Raw genomic sequence first — 19,770 nt, forward strand, 5'->3', positions numbered from 1 at the left:
GCGCGGGAAACTGGAGGTGTGCGGACCCGGTCAGGTGCAGACATCACGGTGCACGGCGCAGTCGTGCACAAGCTGCACCGGCCGGGGACCGATCCGCGCGCACTGCGCGTCCGGCTCCGTGTGGCCGGCCGCGTCGATGTCCTGCTGAGTCCGGTGTCCGCTGTGCCCGATGTGGTCGAGGGCCGCTTGCTGACCCGGTGGCCCCTGGTGGAAACCCTTGCAGTGCAACCTGAAAGCGTGCCGTGGGCCGACATCGGGCGGCTGCTGGCGGCGTTGCACGCCGAACCCGTCACCGCACGGCTGCCACCACACGGCTGGCCGGCAAGACTCAGGCGTGCGGTCGAGCAGGCCCGCGGGCGTGGTGACCGGGTGGTGTCGCGCGCCGCGGCGGGTCTGCCCGACGAAGCGTGGCGGCCGGGGTCGACAGACCGGCCGCGCACCCTCGTCCACGGCGACTTTCACCTGGGTCAAGTGGGGCGGCACGACGGGCACTGGCTGCTCATCGATGTCGATGACCTCGGATTGGGCGATCCCGCTTGGGATTTGGCGCGTCCCGCCGGGTTCTGGGCGGCCGGGCTCATTCCCGACGCCGATTGGTTGCTGTTCCTCGATGCCTACCGGGCGGCCGGTGGCCCGGCGTTGCCGCCCGGGGACCCGTGGCCCGTGCTCGAGCCGTTCGCCCGGGCCGCCGTCATCCAGTCCGCCGCCAACGATCCCGATGACGAACTGTTGGCGGCGGCCTGCGCGCGGATGCCTCAGCTGGAGAAGAACAGCCGGCCGAAGCCCTGCTTGCGGTAGTGCTTGTTGCCGCGGTGGCCCCAGCCCGGTCCATAGTCCGAGTAGCCCTGGTTGTAACCCGAGTGCGCCTGCGGCGGCGGTGGGGGCGCCTGGACGAACCGGTTCTCCATCTGAGTCAGCGCCTCGAGCTCGCCGAAGTCCAGGAAGATGCCGCGACATGTGTCGCATTGCTCCAGATGGATGCCGTTGCGCTCATAGGTCTTCATGACCCCCGCGCACTTCGGGCACAGCAAGGTGTTGCCGATACCGGAAGGCGGAGGGGATTTCGGGGGCTCATATGGCGGGATGCTCATATCGGCATAACGTCCCACCCTGCTGTGAAGTGCCTGTGAGTACGGGCAGGGTCGCGTAAGGCCCGATCGGAGGCCCTGGACGGACTCGGAGGCGCTTTCGCCACCGCTTTCGGTATGACGTCCGTCACAATTCGGAATATCGGCCGGGGGTCCGTTGAATCGATCTGCGGCCGTTCAGTTAATCCGGGTGTTCCGCGCTGCGTAACGGAACGTTTACACAGCAAGCGCAAACCCGGGGCGGTCGGCGGACCGGTCCGCGATATTGACGATTGTGACGGCAATCATTCCGCTCAGCGTGATTGCCCCGTCCGTGCTCGGCGGAAAGGGGGAAATGCCAGTTCCGGCGGTATGGCGGCGGCTTGTCCGGGTTTCTGGGTGCCGGTGCGATCCGGGCTCGGCGTTCGGCGTTCACAGGCAATCGGCAGCGGCGGTGTGACGCACGTCGGTGTTGATCTAGCAAACTTTGTATCACTCTTTGTATGTAGGGTGGGCGGAAACAGGTTGCCGTTGCCGCCCGGATGCCGCCCGGTTACGTTTCCTCCTGCCAATCATGAGCAAGGCATGAGAACCGGGTGTGACCTCCCTAATCGGGCGGTACGCGGCCGATCGATCTCTAGGTGTAACTCCCAGACAGGTTGTGAACGGCGTGGTGAGCGGAAGTAGGTGAGGACCTCCGGTATCGGTGTGGTTACCAAATACGCACATCCGATTACCGAGAGGTCCTCATGGTCCACGCTAATGCTTCGTTGACTCCTCGTGGGCGGTTGCGGCTTGCGCAGGCGGTTGTTGATCAGGGCTGGAGTTTGCGGCGCGCGGCTGAGCGGTTCCAATGTTCGGTGGCCACAGCCAAGAAATGGGCCGACCGTTATCGCGACGGTGGCGAAGCAGCGATGGTAGACCGGCCCAGCCGGCCGCATCGCAGTCCGTTGCGGTTGCCGAAACGACGTGAGCGGCGCATCGTCAACCTGCGCTTCACCCGGCGCTGGGGCCCACATCGCATCGCCGCTTACCTGCACCTGCCACGCTCGACCGTTGAGGCGGTGCTGCGCCGCTACCGGATGCCATTGCTGCGGCACCTGGACCAAAACACCGGGTTACCGGTACGCCGGCCCAAACCCCGCCGCTATGAGCACCCGGCTCCCGGCGACTTGGTCCATGTCGACGTCAAGAAACTGGGCCGCATCCCCGACGGGGGCGGCCATCGCAAGCTGGGTCGCCAAGCCGGCCGGCGCAACCGCTGCGGCATGGGATACACGTTCTTGCACCACGCCGTTGATGACCACTCCCGGCTGGCCTACTCCGAGGACCTCACCGACGAACGCAAAGAAACCGCCGCGGGATTCTGGAAACGCGCCAACGCGTTCTTCGCCGACCACGGCATCACCGTCAAACGAGTGTTGACCGACAATGGATCCTGTTACCGGTCAAAGAATTTCGCTGAAGCGCTCGGCCCCGACATCACCCACAAGAGGACCCGGCCCTACCGGCCACAGACCAACGGCAAAGTCGAGCGATTCAACCGCACCCTGACCACCGAATGGGCCTATGCGCAGACCTACCGCTCTGAGGCCGAACGCGCCGGAACCTACCAGCACTGGCTGCATCACTACAATCACCACCGACCCCACACCGGCATCGGCGGAATGACACCAATCGAGCGCCTACGCGTTCACAACCTACCCGTGAAGAACATCTAGGGCGGGGGCCCTGGTTGGTGAAGAACGAATCGGATCACCGACATAGCTAGGGAGAACATGAAGGCATTCAGTCGGGTGCTGGTCGCATTGGTGACCGCAATGGCCGGGGTCGTCGCTGGCCTCTTCATAGGCACGGGCACTTCTCATGCGGGTCTGGACAATGAACTGAGCCTGGTTGATGGTCAGGACCGCACCCTGACCGTTCAGCAGTGGGACACCTTCCTCAACGGTGTGTTCCCCCTGGACCGCAACCGGCTGACCCGTGAGTGGTTCCACTCCGGTCGCGCCAAGTACACGGTGGCCGGCGCGGGTGCCGACGACTTCGAGGGCACGCTGGAGCTGGGCTACCAGATCGGCTTCCCCTGGTCGCTGGGTGTGGGGATCAACTTCTCCTACACCACCCCGAACATCCTGATCGACGATGGTGACATCACCGGCCCGCCCTTCGGCCTGAACTCGGTCATCACCCCGAACCTGTTCCCGGGTGTGTCGATCAGCGCTGACCTGGGCAACGGCCCGGGTATCCAGGAAGTGGCCACCTTCTCGGTGGACGTCAAGGGTCCGGCCGGGGGTGTGGCGGTGTCCAACGCGCACGGCACCGTGACCGGTGCGGCCGGTGGCGTGCTGCTGCGTCCGTTCGCCCGCCTGATCGCCTCGACCGGTGACAGCGTCACCACCTACGGCGAGCCCTGGAACATGAACTGAGGACATGAACGTCCAATAGGCACCTTCGCAGTCGGCGCGTCCCGCTTCTCCCGAGAAGCAGGGCGCGCCGATTGTCATATGGCGGCTACGGTGGCCTCATGACGCCGCAGAGCCCGGTTTCGGTGCTCGGGGAGGACGACAGCTGGCAGCTGCTGTCCAGCGTTACCCTGGGCCGCCTTGTCTCGACGATCGGCACCAGACTGGAGATCTTCCCGGTCAACTTCGTCGTCCAGCACCGCACGGTGCTGTTCCGGACGGCCGAGGGCACCAAGCTGATCAGCACCCTGTTCAACGACCGGGTGCTGTTCGAGGCCGACGACCACACGGGCGTCGGCGGGTGGAGTGTGATCGTGCGGGGTGTACCGCAGCTCCTCGAGACGCCGGAGGAGATCGCCGAGGCCGAGCGCGCCCAGCTGTTGTCGTGGATCGCCACCACGAAGCGGCGCTACGTGCGGATCCGGCCGAAAGAGATCTCCGGGCGCCGGTTCGTCTTCGGTGGCGTGCCGGGGGACGCGTAGCGGCTCAGACCCAGTACGGGACGCGTGCGCGGTACTGGCGCATGGCCAACGCCGCGAACGTCCACCCGATCGCCGTGAGTGCCAGCACCACCACCCAGTGCCGGACTTCCTGATCGGCGCCCAGCAATGGTGCGCGCACGATGTCCAGGTAGTGCAGCAGCGGGTTGATCTCGACGATCTTGGCCCAGGATCCGGCGCCCTGCTGCTGCAGCGTCGACTCGTTCCAGATGATCGGTGTCATGAAGAACAGCAACTGCACGATCGAGGCCAGTAGCGGCCCGATGTCGCGGTAGCGGGTGGCGAGAATGCCGAAACAGATCGACACCCATACGCAGTTCAGCACGATCAGCCCCAGCGCGGGGATGACCGCCAGGTCGGTCCACTTCCACGGTTTCGGATAGATGATCGCGATGACCACGAAGATGACGATGTTGTGGCCGAACAGGATCACCTGCCGCCACACCAGCCGGTAGACGTGGACCGACAGCGGCGTCGGAAGTTGTTTGATCAGCCCTTCGTTGGCGATGAAGACGTCGGCGCCTTCGAGGATCGAGGCGTTGATCAGGTTCCAGATGATCAGGCCGAGCGTGACGTAGGGCAGGTGCTCCTCGAGCGGCAGCTTGAACAGCTTCGAGTACAGCAGGCCCATCGCCACCGCGGTGGTGCCGGTGGCGATGGTGATCCAGAACGGCCCGAGGACGCTGCGCCGGTAACGCTGCTTGATGTCCTGCCAGCCCAGGTGCAGCCACAGTTCGCGCTTGCTGAAGCCTTCGGTGAGATCGCGTACGGCCCGCGTCATGGTCTTGGACTCGGATGCCGCGTCGGTGAATGTCATCTCTGGAACCTTTCGCTCCTGCCCAACCGCCGCAGGCGAATCCATTCGCGCAGACCCGCGGGGTCGCGTCGGGACACCAGAAAGTACCAGCCGAACCGGACCCACTCCTGGGGCAGCAGTTTGCGCAAGCCCGGCTGGGACAGCAGGTAGCCACGGTTGCGGTAGGTGAAGAACCGTTTGGTCTCGTCGTCGGGGTACTGAGTGTGCATCCGGCCGCCGAGGATCGGTTTGAACTCGTCGGTGCCGCACGGGTGCAGATAGCTTGCGGTCAAGCATGTTCCGAACGGCAGGCCCGAGCGCACCAGGCGCCGGTGCAGTTCGACCTCGTCGCCGCGGACGAACAGACGCAGATCCGGGACACCGACGGCCTCGACCGTGGCGGCACGGAACAGGGCACCGTTGAACAGCGATGCGATACCGGGCAGCACATCGCCTTCACCCTCGGTGCGCAATTCGCTGACCAACCGCCGCCACACCAGTCCTCGCCGCAGCGGGAACGCCAGCCGGTTCGGGTCGTCGAGGTTGCACACCATGGGCGAGACCTCGGCCAGGGTGTACTGCTCGGCGCAGGCCAGCAGGGTGGACAGCACGGTGTTGTCGGCGGGGCGGCCGTCGTCGTCGGCCAGCCAGATCCAGTCGGCACCCTGAGCCAGGGCGTGCAGCATGCCCAGTGCGAAACCGCCTGCGCCGCCAAGGTTTCGGCGGGAACCGAGGTAGGTGGCCGGCACCGGCTGGCCGAGGACCAGGTCGCGCACGGCCTCGTCGTCGTCGTTGTCGACGACGATCAGGTGGTCGGGTCTGCGGTCCTGGTCCACCACTGCGGCAAGGGACTTGGTCAGCAGTTCCCGACGCCGGTGCGTCACGATCACCGCGACGACGGATTCAGGCTCCACGGGCCGTTTCCTCCAGCACCTCGCGCACATGACGCGCAGCGTCCGGTCCCTCGTAGGCGCCGACGACTTCTTCGATGCCGCCGGTCATCTTGATGGTGCCGTGGTCGATCCACATCGCGGTCTTGCAGAGCCGGGCCAGGAACTCGTTGGAATGGCTTGCGAACACCAGGATTCCGGACCGCTCGACCAGGCTCTGCAGCCGTGACTGCGCCTTCTTCAGGAACTCCGCGTCGACCGCACCGATGCCTTCGTCGAGCAGCAGGATCTCGGGGTCGATGCTGGTGACCACGCCCATCGCCAGGCGCACCCGCATGCCGGTCGAATAGGTGCGGAGCGGCATCGACAGGTACTCGCCGAGTTCGGTGAACTCCGCGATCTCGTCGACCTTGGCCAGCATCTGCTTGCGGGTCTGCCCGAGGAACAGCCCGCGGATGATGATGTTCTCGAAACCCGAGATCTCCGGGTCCATCCCGACGCCGAGGTCGAACACCGGGGCCACCCGGCCGCTCACCGTGGCAGAGCCGCGGGTCGGCTCGTAGATGCCCGAAAGCAGCCGCAGCAGTGTGGATTTGCCCGCGCCGTTGTGGCCGACCAGCCCGACCCGGTCACCCATTTTCAGTGACATGGTGATGTCGCGGAGCGCCTCGATGACGACGACGTTGGACTCGTTGCGCCCGATGGCGCCGCCGGCCTTGCCGAGGAACGCCTTCTTCAGCGAGCGTGTCTTGGCATCGAAGATGGGGAACTCCACCCATGCTTCGCGCGTCGAGATGTACGGATCAGACAACTCAGACCTACAGGTACTGGCCGGTGCCGGGATGGGACGGCCCGCCGCGCTGTCCGCCGGGGCCCTGCAGCCCTGGAGGGAGAGCGCCCTGGCGCATCTGCTCGAGCTGTGCGCGGGCGGCCATCTGCTGGGCGAACAACGCCGTCTGGATGCCGTGGAACAGGCCTTCCAGCCAGCCCACCAGCTGCGCCTGCGCGATGCGCAGTTCGGCGTCGGACGGCACGCTGTCCTCGGTGAAGGGCAGCGTCAGCCGCTCGAGTTCGTCACGCAGCTCGGGGGCCAGACCGTCCTCGAGTTCGTGGATGCTGGTGCGGTGGATGTCGCGCAGCCGCTCCCGGCTGGCGTCGTCGAGCGGAGCCGCGCGCACCTCTTCCAGCAGCTGCTTGATCATGGTGCCGATGCGCATGACCTTCGCCGGTTGTTCGACGAGGTCTGTCAGCGACTTGCCGTCAGCGTCGGCATCGGTCTCATCAGGCGTGCTCGCCAGGATCTCGATGTTGTCATCGTCGGGGTTGATGGTCATTGCCTTCCCTTGGATCTAGTCAGTGCTGGGTCGTGTCAGTTTGTCGCCCTGGTGGCCGCGTTCTCTCCGTGCCAGCGGTAGATGCGGTCCTCACCGTTGTCGTAGATCTTCTCCCACGACCTCGAGCTGTCTAGCGACACTAGCCCGTCGGGCATGACGAACCCTCGAACCACCGGAGTGCTGGTGAGCACATAGCGGATGTTGAGCGCCTCGACCGCCTCGGCAACCCTGGGATCGGTGTCCGCGTCGTCGGCGTAGGCCCAGAAGATGAACCGGTTGTACCCAGGGCCCTGTTGCATGGGGTAGTCGTAGTGGGTCCACAGCGGGTGAAGCCCTGAAACCGCGTACATCCAGGCGGTGCCGTCGGTGTTGGCGTCGCCGATCAGCGTGGTGCGGGCGTCGGGCAGCGTGGCCAGGTGGGCGAAGGCATCCAGGTCCTTGGCGTCGATCATCACCGAGTCGTACTTCTGCCCGAACAGGTACTTGTGCCGGGGGAAGTAGTGCCAGGCCAGACCCACAGCGGTGGCGACCAGCGCGACGGCGGCCGTCGCGCGGATCCAGGCCGGGCGGGCACCGGTCCGGCGCAGGGCAGCCGCGCCCAGCAGGACCAGTGCGCACAGGCCGATCGCCGCCATCGGTGCGTACAGCATCGCGACGACGGCCGACAAGCGACGCGGGTCGCTGTAGAACAGGTCGCTGAACTTGCCGGTGATGACGCCCAGCGGTCCGCCGAACGGTGCGCCGGAATGCACGATCGACGCGATGAGCAGCAGCCACACGGCCAGCGGCCACCAGATCTTCTTGACCAGCATGACCAGTCCGCCGATGGCGGCCAGCGCGATGAGTGCGTTCTGGATCGGGAAGTCGTTGAGGTGGCGGGTGTGCTGGACGATCGCCGCGAACAGCGAGTGCTTCTTGCCGAGGTGGTTGACGAAGGCGTGCCCGACGATGATGTCGGCTTGCTGAAGGACCCCGAGAAACTGGGGAAGCATGATCAGCAGGGCGGGCACCGCGACGGCGGCCAGCGCCAGGAAGTCGCTCAGCCGGCTGCGGACCGGGTGCCACAGCGCTTCCACCAGCCACCAGACGCCGACCAGCAGCACGGTCACCACACCGCCGGTCAGGTGCACCGAGAAGACGCCGACGGTCGCGAGTACGGCCAGACCGATGCGGTCGCGGTGCGCCGGTGTCGAGATGATCAGGGCGAACACCGGCACGGCGAGCCCGTAGGCGACCAGGTTGGGCATCGCCGCCACATCGAATTCGACGTAGGGCACCGCGGTGAACGACGCGGCGAGCGCTGCCGCGGTGGCCGCGGCGACGGCGGTGCGCATCTCGCAGGTGTGCGGGCGGACCATCTTCCACGTCAGCACCGCGGCGCTGACCGGGAACAGCCACACGGCCGCGGTGACCGAACTCACGGTGTAGGCGGTGGTCGCGGCGGCGCCGGTGAGCTGGCAGTAGACCGCGGCCAGGGCGTGGAAGGCCGACGGGTAGTAGAGCGCCTCGTGGGTCTCCACGTTTCGCAGCTCGCCCATGTGGGTGGGTGAGGCCTGGCCGGTGTCGAGGATCCACCGGATGGTGTTGGCGTGCCACACCGAGTCCCAGGTGCTGGGGATGGATTGCCAGTGCGGCAGTCCGGCGAACGCGGCGGCGGCGATCAGCGCGGCACCCAGCAGCACACCCGCCGCAACCACCAAGGCCGGCCGCCGCGACAGGCCCGATGCCTCGGCATCGGGGTCACGGTAGCGGGCCAGCACCCTCCGTAACCCGGCCGCAATGGCGGAAACAACGACTACAGCAAACAACGCCGTCCACGCGTTCCACGGCACACCGATGGCCCCGAGCGGAACGATCGTCAGCGCGACGGTGCCGTAGGTCAAGGCTGGACCCACTGCGACCGCCGTCGACGCGGTCAGTCCGCCCGCCCTGGCTATCAGTGCCCCGGGGATCACCAGCAACAACAGTGCGATTAGCACTCCGAACCCGAAGCCCACTGGACTAGTATGGCTGCCCAGGGTGACCCGGTCCGAGCATGGTCTCGGAAGTGCAAACGTGCGGTCGGGCGCTCACCAAATCGTGTCGGTTTGTGATATTTGCGGACGCTCTAAGGTGGCTGGCATGGCATACGACGTCGCCCGGGTGCGTGGCTTGCATCCGTCATTGGGCGATGGGTGGGTCCACTTCGATGCCCAGAACGGCATGTTGGTGCCCGATTCGGTCGCGACGACGGTTTCTACCGCCTTCCGCGGCTCGATGCCCACCGCTGTGGGACCGCACCCATCGGCACGCCGCAGCGCGGCCGTACTCACCGCTGCCCGCCAGGCCGTCGCGGATCTGGTCAATGCAGATCCGCGGGGTGTGGTCCTGGGCGCGGACCGGGCCCAGCTGCTGACCGCGCTGGCCGAGGCATCTTCGAGCCGGGTCGGACTCGGCTACGAGGTGGTGGTCACCCGCCTGGATGACGAGGCGAACATCGCGCCGTGGTTGCGGGCGGCGAATCGCTATGGCGCCAAGGTCAAGTGGGCCGAGGTCGACATCGAGACAGGTGAGCTCCCGGCCTGGCAGTGGGAAGGGCTGATCGACAAGCCCACCCGCCTGGTGGCCATCGCGTCGGCCTCGTCGACCCTGGGAACCATCACCGACCTGGGCGAGGTGACCAAGCTCACCCACGAGGTAGGCGGCATGGTCGTCGTCGACCACTCGGCCGCGGCCCCGTACCGGCTGATCGACATCAACGAGATCGATGCCGACGTCGTGGCCCTCAACGCCGTGCCGTGGGGCGGCCCGCCGATCGGCGCCCTGGTGTTCCGCGACCCGTCGGCCATCGATTCGTTGGCCTCGGTGTCGTTGAACCCGCAGGCGACGGGTCCGGCCCGGCTGGAGGTGGGCGCGCATCAGTACGGCCTGCTGGGCGGTGTGGTGGCCAGCATCGAGTACCTGTCCAACCTCGACGACACGGCCAGCGGCTCGCGCCGCGAAAGGCTGACGGTCTCGATGCAGTCGGCAGGCGCATATCTGGACCGCCTTTTCGAGTACCTGGTGACCTCGCTGCGCTCGTTGCCGTTGGTGATGGTGATCGGCAGGCCGGAGTCGCAGATTCCGGTGCTCAGCTTCGTGGTGCGCGACATCCCGGCCGAGCGGGTGGTGCAGCGGTTGGCCGACAACGGAATCCTGGCGATCTCGAATGCCAGCTCCCGCGTGCTCGACGTGATCGGTGTGAACGACATCGGCGGCGCGGTGACGGTCGGGCTGTCCCACTACTCGACGGGCGCCGAGGTCGACCAGCTCGTGCGGGCGCTGGCCTCGCTGGGCTGATCGCTCCTCCCGCCGCGGTGGGCTAGACCGTGAGCACGATCTTCCCCGACACCTCACCCGAGGCCAGCAGTTCGTGGGCCCGCTGGGCCTCCTGGATGGGCAGTTCGGCGCCGATGATGGGACGCACCCGTCCGTCGGAGATCATCGGCCAGACGTTGTCGAGCACCGCCCGGACGATCTCCCCCTTGCCGCCCGGTCCGTCCACCGGCCGGGGGCGCAGCGAGGTGGCGATGACGCCGGCCCGCTTGCCGAGCAGCTTGGCGATGTTCAGCTCGGCCTTGATGCCACCCTGCATGCCGATGATCACCAGGCGCCCGCCTGCGGCCAGGGCGTCCACATTGCGGTCCAGGTAGGCCGCTCCCATGATGTCGAGGATCACGTCGGCGCCTGCGCCGCCGGTCTCGGCCCGGAGCCGCTCGACGAAGTCCTCGTCGCGATAGTTGATGGTGATGTCGGCGCCCAGTTCGCGGCACAGCGCGAGCTTGTCCGCCGACCCTGCAGTTACGGCGACGCGCGCGCCGAGCGCGTGGGCCACCTGAATGGCGTGGGTGCCGATGCCGCTGGCGCCGCCGTGCAGCAAGACGAGTTGACCCGGTGCCAACCCTGCGGTCATGACGAGGTTGGACCACACCGTGCAGGCAACCTCGGGCAATCCTGCTGCTTCGTTGAGAGCAACGCCATCGGGCAATGGCAGCACCTGTGCGGCGGGTACCGCGACGTACTCCGCGTAGCCGCCGCCTGCGAGCAATGCGCACACGGGTTGCCCAACTGACCAGTCGGTAACATTCGAGCCGAGGGCGGCGACGGTGCCCGACACCTCCAATCCGATGACCTCACTGGCGCCTGGCGGGGGCGGATACTTGCCCGCGGCCTGGAGTAAGTCGGCGCGATTGACACCCGCGGCGTGAACCCGGATCAGAACTTCTTCGTTTGCTGCTTCGATATCAGCGACGTTTTGCCAGGTCAGATGGCCGTTAACGGAGGCGACAATTGCATGCATTATTTCCACGCTACAAGCATGCTGTTTCCCAAGCGCAGCAATACTGACGTCCCTTACGATTGCGCCCATGGCGGGGATGATTGCGGGGCGCACGGCGGGTGACATGCCGGGCCTGGACATCGCCGAGCAGAGGTCATGGCAGAACTACCTCGACTCGGCTTTGCGAATGTATGCGACCTTGAACCGGTCGCTGGTGGACGCACATCACCTCACCCTCAATGATGTGCGCCTGCTCGACATCTTGGACAAGTCATCGACCGGGTCGGCTCGGATGGGTGACTTGGCCGAACGGCTGATGTCACTGCCCAGCCGGGTGACCCGGCAGATCCGGCGGCTGGAAGTCCAGAACCTGGTGACCAGGTGTGCCAGTCCCGACGACGGGCGCGGGGTGGTCGCCACGATCACCGAAGAGGGCAGGGCCGCTGTTCGTGAGGCGATGGTGACCTACGGGCAGGGCGTCCGGTCACACTTCCTCGGCAGGCTCTCGCGTCCGCAGATCGCGGCGATGGGCGAGAACTGCCGCCGGATCAGCGTCGCGCTGAAGAACGGATCGCCGCCCGCCCACATCGGTCGGGTGTAAAACCCGTACTCTTGTCGGCGGTGGCGTGGCAGAGCGGCCTAATGCACTCGCCTTGAAAGCGAGAGACGGCTAACACCGTCCGGGGGTTCAAATCCCTCCGCCACCGCCATCAGTGGTGGTTACCGGCGTTGAGCCTGACGCCGGGCACTCCTGAAATTTGAAAATTTTTTGGTACAGCCCCGTCGCGGTGTCCCAACAGGATTCGCGTTGAGATTCTGACGGCTGCCATCAAGGAGATCGGCATGGTGATCCCGACTACGCCGTGCGCAGCACCTTGTTCATCGGCTTGCCGCGCGCGAGTTCGTCGACGAGCTTGTCGAGGTAGCGGATCTTCTGCATCAGTGGGTCCTCGATCTCCTGCACCTTCACCCCGCACACGACGCCTGTGATCAGCGAGGCGTTCGGGTTCAGCGAGGCGTCGGCGAAGAACTCCGAGAACGTCGTCTCGTCATCGAGATGGCCCCGCAGCGCCGTCTCATCGAAGCCGGTCAGCCAACGGATGGCCTCGTCGAGTTCGGCCTGCGTGCGGCCCTTGCGCTCCATCTTCGCCAGATAGTGCGGGTACACCGCTGCGACGGCAGTGCCGAAGATCCGGTGCTCCATGTGTCGAGGCTACGGCGTGGTGGCGTCCCCGACCGCCGTGCCAGACTGCGTCCGTGACCGGCAGTGTGGATGAGATCCCCAAGGCCACCACGGAGTGGGCCGCTCAGCCCGGCGACGCGTGCCGGGCAACGTTGTCGATTCTGCGGCAACCCGCGCTGTGGAAACGGCTGCTGACATTCACGACGGTGGTCGCGGCGATCGCCGCCGGCGTGTGCGTCGTAAACGGCAGCGGGTGGCTGGTCGGGTCCGTCATATTCGCAGCGGCAGCTGTGGTTTACGCGGCGTTCGCAGTCGCGGTGAGCCTGGTGTGCGCGTACGTCCCAAACCGGCGAGTTCTGCGCACCGGCTCACGGTGGGCCGCTGGCGGCGATGAAACCCGAATCCGTATCGATACCCCGGCCTCCACTCTGGTCATCGACCGCAGCAACATCATCTCGGTCCGCCCGGCGGGTGCGCTGATCGTGCTGCGAGTCCGCCCCAAGCAGGTTCTCGGCATCCCGACAGCGCTGTTCACCGATCCGGCACTCATGAGCCTCATCGGCTGACGCGACCGGGTCTTGGCGTGTGCTGGTCCTGCCATCGTCGGGCCAGCCGGTTGTCGTACCCCGATGCCGCCGAGGATCCATGCGCCCGCGGTTCGGTGCGGTAGGCAGTTCACGGCTTGCGCGTCCAACGGGGCGCCCACACGCGACTCCACGTCTCGCGGATCGCCACGCCGAGAAGCACCAGCACGAACACCACGGTGAGGCTCGGCTGCGGCCCGCCTGCCAACCCGCTCCGGTAATAGAGCGCGGTGAGGATGACGCCCGCACCCGCGACCGGGGTGAGAATCGTCGCGACCCCGGCCGGCCACCTGCCGACCACGACGGCTTCGACCACCGCGACGATCACGGTCACGACCAAGGCGAGGACCGCGACGGACGACACCAGGTTCACGCTGTAGAAGAAGTCGGTGACCGGCGACGGGGCCTGGTTGGTCAACGGCTCGTACGCGGTCCAACCGAAGTCGCTGTGGCCCAAGCCGACTCCGAAGATCGCTTCGTCGTAGTCGGCGTAGCGGCGCGGAATACCGAACGAGTTCATCTCGGCCATCAACCGTGCGACGACGAACACCCACCACGACGAGTCGCCAACGATGCGGGCGACTCTCGCGGTGACGAATCGCCTCCCGGAGAGCTCGACACGTTTCACCCGATCACCGGTAGCCCGTTCGGACCGATCTGCGGCGGTGGCATGAGGCACGGCGGGATCCCGGGCGCGTACGGCGGCACGCACGGCTGCGGGAAGCACGGCTGCCCGTTCCAGTAGGACGGCTGGTTCGGAGGGCACACCGTCATCGGTTCAGCGCCGGCCAGAGCGGCAACGGGTGGGGCGGAGCCTGCGACGATCGTGGCGGTGATCGCTGCACACAGCTTTGCCGCAAAGGCGAGAGGCGGCCTAAATGACGTCGTGGGACGCATGTTGTTGAACAATAGCGGGTAACTGATGAGTGTCGGCGCGCTCGGGTGGCAGTCAGATCGCGTCGCCGGGAACGTTGGTGCCGACCTGAAGGCCACCCTCGTTGATCCCACCGCCACCGTGATACTCGTTGAGATACTCCCCGTGCCACCGGGGCCAGTCCAGGTAAACGGCTCCCGCGACCGCGCGGTAGCGCCGGTACTGCCCACGGGCAGTGCGCAGCGAACGCCGAGCCTCATGCGCCGCTCGCTGGGCCGCGTTCCTGGCCGAGGACTCCTGCGCGAAGGTCAACTCGACTGACGAGTCCCGGAAGATTTGCCGGTTGCTGAACATGGGTTGGATTGTATATCCGTGCATGTAGAAGTGAGCAACGAGGAGGACTGTAGCGTTGCTGTCCACGTTTCCGTCTCACCGCTGGGCGCTGTCCCGCGACTTCGACACCCGCTGCGGATGCGCACCCCGTCGATCAGAACGCAAGCTGCAACGTGAAGAGCGACAGCAGCGCGAACGGCGCAGAGGCCACGAGCACCAGCACGATCGGGATGATCGCGCGGCCTGCGAGCACGGACACCCATGCGCCTCCGGCGGCCACGATGCTCCCGACGGCAGCGACACGGAGGCCGGCAACATCGGTTCCGGGCGGTGCGACGCCGTTCTCGAACTTCGACGCCATGCCGGTATCGGAGAGCACAGTGAACGCCAGTACGTATGCGATGACCGTCGCCACGATGCCGATCATCGACAGTCCAGGGTTGCGGCGCAGTTCGGGACTCATGGCTCCATCGTGGGCCGCGCGGCAGGCCTGCCGGATCAGTAGAACTACTTGAACTAACGACGTCTTGAACTAGCGACGTCGCCGCCACGGCCGGTCCCGCACCCCGCAGCCCGATCTGGTCGGCCGTGCCGCCGGCGCCACCTCCGTCCACCGTAGAGAGAACGTACGACGCCGCTGGGACAGAAACTCGATTTCGCCTGTCCCCCTGTACGCGTACTCTCGCCGCCCGTGCAGTACTTCACCGCCGATTTGCACCTGGCGCACCCGAAGCTCGCGGGCTTGCGCGGGTTCGACACCGTCGCGGCGCACGACGCCGCGGTGATGGCGGAGCTGTACCAGCTCGTCCCGGAACAGGACACGCTGTGGGTGCTCGGCGACATCTGTGCGGGCGGGGTGGCATCCATGGAGTCGGCGCTGGAGCATCTCAGCACTCTGCGGGTGCCGATGCACCTGGTGACGGGGAATCACGACCCGGTGCACCCGATGTACCGCGACGGGCAGAAGCACTTCGCGGACTACGCGGCGGTTTTCACAAGTGTCCAACAGGTGGCGCGGACGAAGGTCAGCGGCGAGGGGGTGATGCTCAGCCACTTCCCGTACGCCGGTACGCCAGACCGCTTCTCGCGCAAGAACTTCGACCAGTACCAGTTGCCGGATATGGGCCAGTGGCTGATCCATGGCCACACCCACAGCGCTGTGAGACGGTCGGGGAAGCGGTCGATCTGTGTGTCGCTGGAGGCGTGGGCGCTGCGGCCGGTGTCAGCCGAGGAGATCGCTGCGGAGATGCAGCTGCTTCAGGACTCGGGTGCCGGTTCCGGTGCCCGAAGCTGACCGCACCCCGACCTCGGCTGATCCCTTGGTTGCCGGTCGTATTGCTGAATCCATTGCCGTGCAATCAGACATCGACAGCGTGTCCCGCAGGCTGGCGGTGAGTCTGGGCACGCTACAGCGCCGACTCCAGTCGGAGGAGGCCAGCTTCCAAGGCGTACTGAGCCGCACCCGAGCAAACCTGCCTCGGCGCGACGACGGCCGCCGCATCGGAGGGTTGACACAGTTCTGACACAACCGGCGCCAAGCCTCGTCGATCCGCGTTCGCTAGCGGTCCTCCCATGCGCCCATGTCGTCGGATGCTGCCAGACGCCACGTCTGGCGCAGCGAGCAGGAGCAACACTCGCGGGTTCCTGCTGTGGAACCATCCCTCCATGAGTACGCGGGACGCAGAACCGGACGTACCCCGGTCGAACCACCGGGCGAAGTACGCGGCCGTTGTCGCCGTCTCGGTCGTCGTGGCCGTCGCCGCGGTGGTCGTGGTCGTCGGCGATGTGCCCGGCCGGGTCATTCGCGCTGTGGGCGGCGTCGCGCGGGAGGACCTGTTCTCCTCACAGCGGCTGGACTCGGAACTGGACGTGGTGCGCACGCGGCTCGGTGACCTGCCGTTGCGGCGCGTGACGGTGACCTCCAATCTGGTCTCGGTCGAGGCAGTCGCCGCCGACGGCCGGTTGCACGACTACTGGGTGCGCGACGGCGAGGTAGAGGACATGGACTCGATCGCCGACCTGCATGCGGGCGAGACGGCGTTCACCGCGGCCGACCTGTCGGGGCAGCGGATACGAGCGGTGGTCTCCGATGTGCGCGGCTTCGGGAAGCCGGGTGGAATCGAACTGGTCTCCTACGAGATCGAGCAGGGGCATCCGCTCTCGGTGGCCGTGTGGATCCGGCATGACCCCGTCAGCTCGGTGTTTCACTTCGATCCGCGGAGCGGCTCCACGGTGGTGCGTGAGGAATCGATCGAGACCGACGAACATACGTCGGTGTTCGGCGGCTGCTGGTGCTGAAGAGGCGGAACCTGTTGTCGCACCGCCGGGTTTGACTCTCACACCGTGTGAGACGGCAGGCTCTTGTCCGTGACCGACACCCCGTCCCTGATGTCGATCGGCAGGTTCTCCTCGCTGAGCCGTATCTCCGTTCGCATGCTGCGCCACTACGACAAACATGGTGTCCTGGTGCCCGCGCGGGTGGACGCGGCCAGCGGCTACCGCCGGTACGCCGCGGTGCAGCTTGCCGACGCCGCCGCGATCCGGCGGCTTCGCGACATCGGATTCGGCGTGTCCGCCATCGGAGCCCTGCTCGCCGTCCGAGGCACCCCGGCGTTCGATGCAGCCCTCGCGGCCCAACGCATCGAGCTCGTCGCGGCGGCGGAAGAGGCGAACGCGCGGCTCCAGCTCATCGACCACCTGCTTGCCGAGAAGGAGCTCACCATGACCGACACCGTCACCGAAGAGACCGTCCCCGCCCTGACCGCCGTCTACCTGCGCGACACCATGCCGAATTACGCCGCTGAGGGCCAGCTGTGGGAGCGGTTCATGCCCGCTCTGCAAGAGCAGGGCATCGCGCCCGGGCAGTTCGGTGGCTGCATCGAACACGACGACGAGTTCCGCGAATCCGATGTCGACGAGTCGGTGTTCCTCGAGGTTCCGGCCGACACCACCGCCCGGGCTCCGCTCGGAGTGCTCGTCGCCCCTGCCCGACGGGCCGTGGTGGCCACCGTCACCGGCCCCTACGCCGAGGCGATCCCGCGGGCGCACGAACTCATCGGCGCCTACGTGACCGAGCGTGGGCTGACCCTGACGCGCACTGTCGACGATGTCACGACGCACCACTTCAACGTGTACCTCGACGACCCGCGCGAGGTACCTGAGGACCGGCTGCGGACGAAGGTCTACGTGCCGGTGGCCTGACCCTTCTCGGCTGCCTCCAGCGCCTCCATGATTTTCAAGGACAGGAAGGTCATGGGGCCCTTGTCCTCGAACTTGTCGGCCACGTTGCCGGCGATTCCGCCCTGCACTGCGAGCTTGCCGATCAGGTCGAGCTTGAGCTGGGGGCTGCCTTCGGAGAAATCGAGGTCCGCCAGGTCGATCCAGACGATGTTGGGGCGGGTGGTGGATTCGTAGACGTACCGCTTGTTGGTGAGGTCGAGCACCACCTGCCAGATGGTCTGGGAGGCATCGGGCTTGCCCGGGTCGGGGATCCGGAAGGGCTGCGCGGCGTTGCGGATCACCGAGAACATGCCCGCGATGGCCTCCACCTGGCTGGACGGCTTGGGCAGCCGGCCCGAGTAATAGGTGGCCCGGGCGAAGCGGTCGCTGGCCAGGGTCGAGCCCGGGATCGGCTGGTCACCACCGAGGCCGGTGAACGACTTCACCAGCTCCAGCTGCTGGTCGAAGGTGGGTGAATTGGTCATCACGGTGTAGTCCTTCGAGTGATAGACCCGCGCGTGGCCGTCGATGTACTCGATGATCGCCGAGTCCCCGGTCGCGTCGTCGAGGGCCAGGTGCAGGCCGGGGCGGACGCCGCCGGTCGGGTCGTCCATCTGCACCACCTGCACGTCGGTCTCCGCGATCCAGGCGACGGCATCGGCGACGGTGGCGAAGTTGTCAAGGAAGTACTGCAGCCAGATGTACTGGCCGAGCTGGGTCCGCGAGTCGTCCGGCTCGCCGTAGGTGGATTCGGCCAGCCACAGGATGTGCCCGGCCAGACCGGCCTCGTTCATTCCGTCCACGGAGGCGATGTCGAAGGCGGCGGCGATCACGCTGCCGTACTTCGAGGTCCAGGTGAGCTTGCCCGAAACCGCGTCGTCGCGCTGGATGCCGCGGGGTTGCTTCCACAGGTTGGTCATCAGGTCCTTGTGGAAATCCATGTTCCTGCCGACCAGAACCGCTTCGCCCGCCTCGGGCCACATGACTCGCGTACACATGCCGGCGAGCCTAGTGCGGGCCTCTGCCATCAGGGCGCTGTCGGCGAAACATCAAGTGTGGAAGGCATTTTCGCCAGCCTTGTCGCAGGCGTCGCTCGACTCGTCGGCGGCCGCAACGTCATGGGCATTCTTACCGAAAATTAACCTACGGTTCCGTAACCTACGGTACCGTAGGTTACGAGCGGCAGGCCGATGACGACGCCTGCCGAAGACGTTGGGAGGACACGGATGGACGCCCAGGGCGGAGTGCTTCACGAGCTTGAACCCGTTGTCGCGAGCAACCTCGACCGACATCTGTCGATGGCGCGGGAGTGGTTTCCGCACGACTACGTCCCGTGGAGCAGAGGACGCGACTTCGCCTTCTTGGACGGGGAAGACTGGCAGCCCGAGGACTCGCCGTTGAGCCACGTCGCCAAGGTGGCCATGACGGTCAACCTGCTGACCGAGGACAATCTGCCGTCCTATCACCGGGAGATCGCCACGCGGTTCTCCCGCGACGGCGCGTGGGGCACCTGGGTAGGGCAGTGGACGGCGGAAGAAGGCCGCCACAGCATCGCGTTGCGCGACTACCTCGTCGTCACGCGCGGTGTGGATCCCGTTGCGCTGGAACGCCTTCGCATGGCGCATACCGTTGCCGGGTACGACTCTGGTGACAAGACGCCGATGGCGGCGATGGCATATGTGTCGTTCCAGGAGCTGGCCACCCGGGTATCTCATCGGAACACCGGGCGGGCGTCCGGTTGCCCCATCGCCGATCAGCTGCTCGCGCGGATAGCCGCCGACGAGAACCTGCACATGGTGTTCTATCGCAATCTCATGGCGGCAGCGCTGGACATCGCTCCCGACGCCGCGATGACGGCCATCCGTGACGAGGTGGTGAACTTCGCGATGCCGGGTCTCGGAATGGCCGACTTCGCGCAGATCACCATCACCATCGCCAAGGCCGGCATCTACGACCTACGCGTCCATCACGACGACGTGGTGCAGCCGGTGTTGCGGTTCTGGCGGATCTTCGATCGAACCGATTTCGGGCCCGAGGGCGAGAAGGCTCGCGAGGAGCTAGCTCAGTTCCTGGACATAGTCGATGAACGGGCCCGGTTCTACGAGGACAAACGCGAACGCGAGCATGTCGGGGCAGCGTCGTAGCAACTCGACTGCCTCCGGCTCGTCCACCAAACGTGTCGTACATCACACACTCTCCGGAGTTCGCCTAGCGTCGATCTTGGGTATCGA

General features: G+C 66.3%; 23 protein-coding genes and 1 tRNA gene. 12 read left to right on the plus strand and 12 right to left on the minus strand.

The features are described 5' to 3' along the window. The first annotated feature begins 18 nt into the window (after nt 1–18). Nucleotides 19–798, plus strand: coding sequence for a phosphotransferase family protein (locus tag ACNQVK_RS06400; RefSeq protein WP_418028858.1), 780 nt, complete (start codon nt 19–21; stop codon nt 796–798). Here ACNQVK_RS06400 and ACNQVK_RS06405 read toward each other — a convergent pair. Beyond that, nucleotides 756–1,091 (minus strand): zf-TFIIB domain-containing protein, encoded by a 336-nt coding sequence (locus ACNQVK_RS06405; RefSeq protein WP_418028859.1) that lies wholly within the window; start codon nt 1,089–1,091, stop codon nt 756–758. The genes ACNQVK_RS06400 and ACNQVK_RS06405 overlap by 43 nt on opposite strands. A 725-nt stretch (nt 1,092–1,816) precedes the next feature. Here ACNQVK_RS06405 and ACNQVK_RS06410 point away from each other — a divergent pair. The 3 genes from ACNQVK_RS06410 (at nt 1,817) to ACNQVK_RS06420 (ending at nt 4,011) form a co-directional block, all read left to right on the plus strand. Beyond that, nucleotides 1,817–2,788, plus strand: a complete 972-nt coding sequence (locus ACNQVK_RS06410) for an IS481 family transposase (protein ID WP_047328152.1) — start codon at nt 1,817–1,819, stop codon at nt 2,786–2,788. 57 nt (nt 2,789–2,845) lie between these two features. Next, complete coding sequence (locus ACNQVK_RS06415; RefSeq protein WP_418028860.1) at nt 2,846–3,493, plus strand: MspA family porin; 648 nt, start codon at nt 2,846–2,848, stop codon at nt 3,491–3,493. Nucleotides 3,494–3,591: 98 nt separating this feature from the next. Further along, nucleotides 3,592–4,011, plus strand: a complete 420-nt coding sequence (locus tag ACNQVK_RS06420; RefSeq protein WP_418028861.1) for a pyridoxamine 5'-phosphate oxidase family protein — start codon at nt 3,592–3,594, stop codon at nt 4,009–4,011. A 4-nt stretch (nt 4,012–4,015) separates the two neighbouring features. Here the strand turns inward: ACNQVK_RS06420 and ACNQVK_RS06425 are convergent, their stop codons facing one another. The 5 genes from ACNQVK_RS06425 to ACNQVK_RS06445 are packed head-to-tail and all read right to left on the minus strand — an operon-like array spanning nt 4,016 to nt 9,046. After that, nucleotides 4,016–4,846, minus strand: a complete 831-nt coding sequence (locus ACNQVK_RS06425; RefSeq protein WP_044513810.1) for an ABC transporter permease — start codon at nt 4,844–4,846, stop codon at nt 4,016–4,018. Further along, the gene (locus tag ACNQVK_RS06430) at nt 4,843–5,769 is read right to left on the minus strand and encodes a glycosyltransferase (protein WP_418028862.1); all 927 of its coding nucleotides are present in this window, start codon (nt 5,767–5,769) and stop codon (nt 4,843–4,845) included. The genes ACNQVK_RS06425 and ACNQVK_RS06430 overlap by 4 nt, the downstream gene beginning before the upstream one ends. Beyond that, nucleotides 5,729–6,526, minus strand: a complete 798-nt coding sequence (locus ACNQVK_RS06435; protein ID WP_090429953.1) for an ABC transporter ATP-binding protein — start codon at nt 6,524–6,526, stop codon at nt 5,729–5,731. The genes ACNQVK_RS06430 and ACNQVK_RS06435 overlap by 41 nt, the downstream gene beginning before the upstream one ends. 7 nt (nt 6,527–6,533) lie before the next feature. Continuing rightward, entirely contained in the window at nt 6,534–7,049 is a 516-nt protein-coding gene (locus tag ACNQVK_RS06440) for a bacterial proteasome activator family protein (RefSeq protein WP_418028863.1), read from the minus strand. 35 nt (nt 7,050–7,084) lie between these two features. Further along, the gene (locus tag ACNQVK_RS06445; protein ID WP_418028864.1) at nt 7,085–9,046 is read right to left on the minus strand and encodes a DUF6541 family protein; all 1,962 of its coding nucleotides are present in this window, start codon (nt 9,044–9,046) and stop codon (nt 7,085–7,087) included. A 124-nt stretch (nt 9,047–9,170) separates the two neighbouring features. On the opposite strand from ACNQVK_RS06445, the gene ACNQVK_RS06450 reads away from it, so the two are divergent. Continuing rightward, the gene (locus ACNQVK_RS06450; protein ID WP_418028865.1) at nt 9,171–10,367 is read left to right on the plus strand and encodes a cysteine desulfurase-like protein; all 1,197 of its coding nucleotides are present in this window, start codon (nt 9,171–9,173) and stop codon (nt 10,365–10,367) included. Between the two features lie 22 nt (nt 10,368–10,389). Here ACNQVK_RS06450 and ACNQVK_RS06455 read toward each other — a convergent pair whose 3' ends face one another. Further along, the gene (locus tag ACNQVK_RS06455; protein WP_418028866.1) at nt 10,390–11,367 is read right to left on the minus strand and encodes an NAD(P)H-quinone oxidoreductase; all 978 of its coding nucleotides are present in this window, start codon (nt 11,365–11,367) and stop codon (nt 10,390–10,392) included. Nucleotides 11,368–11,434: 67 nt separating this feature from the next. On the opposite strand from ACNQVK_RS06455, the gene ACNQVK_RS06460 reads away from it, so the two are divergent. Next, nucleotides 11,435–11,947 (plus strand): MarR family winged helix-turn-helix transcriptional regulator, encoded by a 513-nt coding sequence (locus tag ACNQVK_RS06460; protein ID WP_064957336.1) that lies wholly within the window; start codon nt 11,435–11,437, stop codon nt 11,945–11,947. Nucleotides 11,948–11,966: 19 nt separating this feature from the next. Further along, nucleotides 11,967–12,056, plus strand: a tRNA-Ser gene (locus tag ACNQVK_RS06465). 146 nt (nt 12,057–12,202) lie between these two features. Here ACNQVK_RS06465 and ACNQVK_RS06470 read toward each other — a convergent pair. Further along, nucleotides 12,203–12,550: a DUF2200 domain-containing protein gene (locus ACNQVK_RS06470; protein ID WP_418028867.1), complete on the minus strand. Its 348-nt coding sequence runs from the start codon at nt 12,548–12,550 to the stop codon at nt 12,203–12,205. Nucleotides 12,551–12,603: 53 nt separating this feature from the next. On the opposite strand from ACNQVK_RS06470, the gene ACNQVK_RS06475 reads away from it, so the two are divergent. Further along, the gene (locus tag ACNQVK_RS06475) at nt 12,604–13,095 is read left to right on the plus strand and encodes a hypothetical protein (protein ID WP_418028868.1); all 492 of its coding nucleotides are present in this window, start codon (nt 12,604–12,606) and stop codon (nt 13,093–13,095) included. 109 nt (nt 13,096–13,204) lie between these two features. On the opposite strand, the gene ACNQVK_RS06480 is transcribed toward ACNQVK_RS06475, so the two are convergent. The 3 genes from ACNQVK_RS06480 to ACNQVK_RS06490 all read right to left on the minus strand — a co-directional run bounded on the left by ACNQVK_RS06480 (nt 13,205) and on the right by ACNQVK_RS06490 (nt 14,783). Then, nucleotides 13,205–13,879, minus strand: a complete 675-nt coding sequence (locus tag ACNQVK_RS06480; RefSeq protein WP_418028869.1) for a hypothetical protein — start codon at nt 13,877–13,879, stop codon at nt 13,205–13,207. Nucleotides 13,880–14,062: 183 nt separating this feature from the next. Next, nucleotides 14,063–14,341, minus strand: a complete 279-nt coding sequence (locus ACNQVK_RS06485; protein ID WP_418028870.1) for a hypothetical protein — start codon at nt 14,339–14,341, stop codon at nt 14,063–14,065. Between the two features lie 133 nt (nt 14,342–14,474). Continuing rightward, complete coding sequence (locus tag ACNQVK_RS06490; protein WP_418028871.1) at nt 14,475–14,783, minus strand: hypothetical protein; 309 nt, start codon at nt 14,781–14,783, stop codon at nt 14,475–14,477. A 228-nt stretch (nt 14,784–15,011) separates the two neighbouring features. On the opposite strand from ACNQVK_RS06490, the gene ACNQVK_RS06495 reads away from it, so the two are divergent. From ACNQVK_RS06495 to ACNQVK_RS06505, 3 genes are all read left to right on the plus strand, one after another. Beyond that, on the plus strand, nt 15,012–15,614 hold the full coding sequence (locus ACNQVK_RS06495; RefSeq protein WP_418028872.1) for a metallophosphoesterase family protein: 603 nt from the start codon (nt 15,012–15,014) through the stop codon (nt 15,612–15,614). 371 nt (nt 15,615–15,985) lie between these two features. Continuing rightward, nucleotides 15,986–16,618, plus strand: a complete 633-nt coding sequence (locus tag ACNQVK_RS06500) for a hypothetical protein (protein WP_418028873.1) — start codon at nt 15,986–15,988, stop codon at nt 16,616–16,618. 69 nt (nt 16,619–16,687) lie between these two features. Beyond that, the gene (locus ACNQVK_RS06505; RefSeq protein ID WP_418028874.1) at nt 16,688–17,521 is read left to right on the plus strand and encodes a MerR family transcriptional regulator; all 834 of its coding nucleotides are present in this window, start codon (nt 16,688–16,690) and stop codon (nt 17,519–17,521) included. On the opposite strand, the gene ACNQVK_RS06510 is transcribed toward ACNQVK_RS06505, so the two are convergent. Further along, on the minus strand, nt 17,503–18,537 hold the full coding sequence (locus tag ACNQVK_RS06510) for a linear amide C-N hydrolase (RefSeq protein WP_418028875.1): 1,035 nt from the start codon (nt 18,535–18,537) through the stop codon (nt 17,503–17,505). The genes ACNQVK_RS06505 and ACNQVK_RS06510 overlap by 19 nt on opposite strands. A 228-nt stretch (nt 18,538–18,765) precedes the next feature. On the opposite strand from ACNQVK_RS06510, the gene ACNQVK_RS06515 reads away from it, so the two are divergent. Further along, nucleotides 18,766–19,683 (plus strand): acyl-ACP desaturase, encoded by a 918-nt coding sequence (locus ACNQVK_RS06515; RefSeq protein WP_418028876.1) that lies wholly within the window; start codon nt 18,766–18,768, stop codon nt 19,681–19,683. Nucleotides 19,684–19,770: the final 87 nt, after the last annotated feature.

This window comes from Mycobacterium sp. 134 (genome assembly GCF_048282715.1).
Lineage (GTDB): Bacteria > Actinomycetota > Actinomycetes > Mycobacteriales > Mycobacteriaceae > Mycobacterium > Mycobacterium septicum.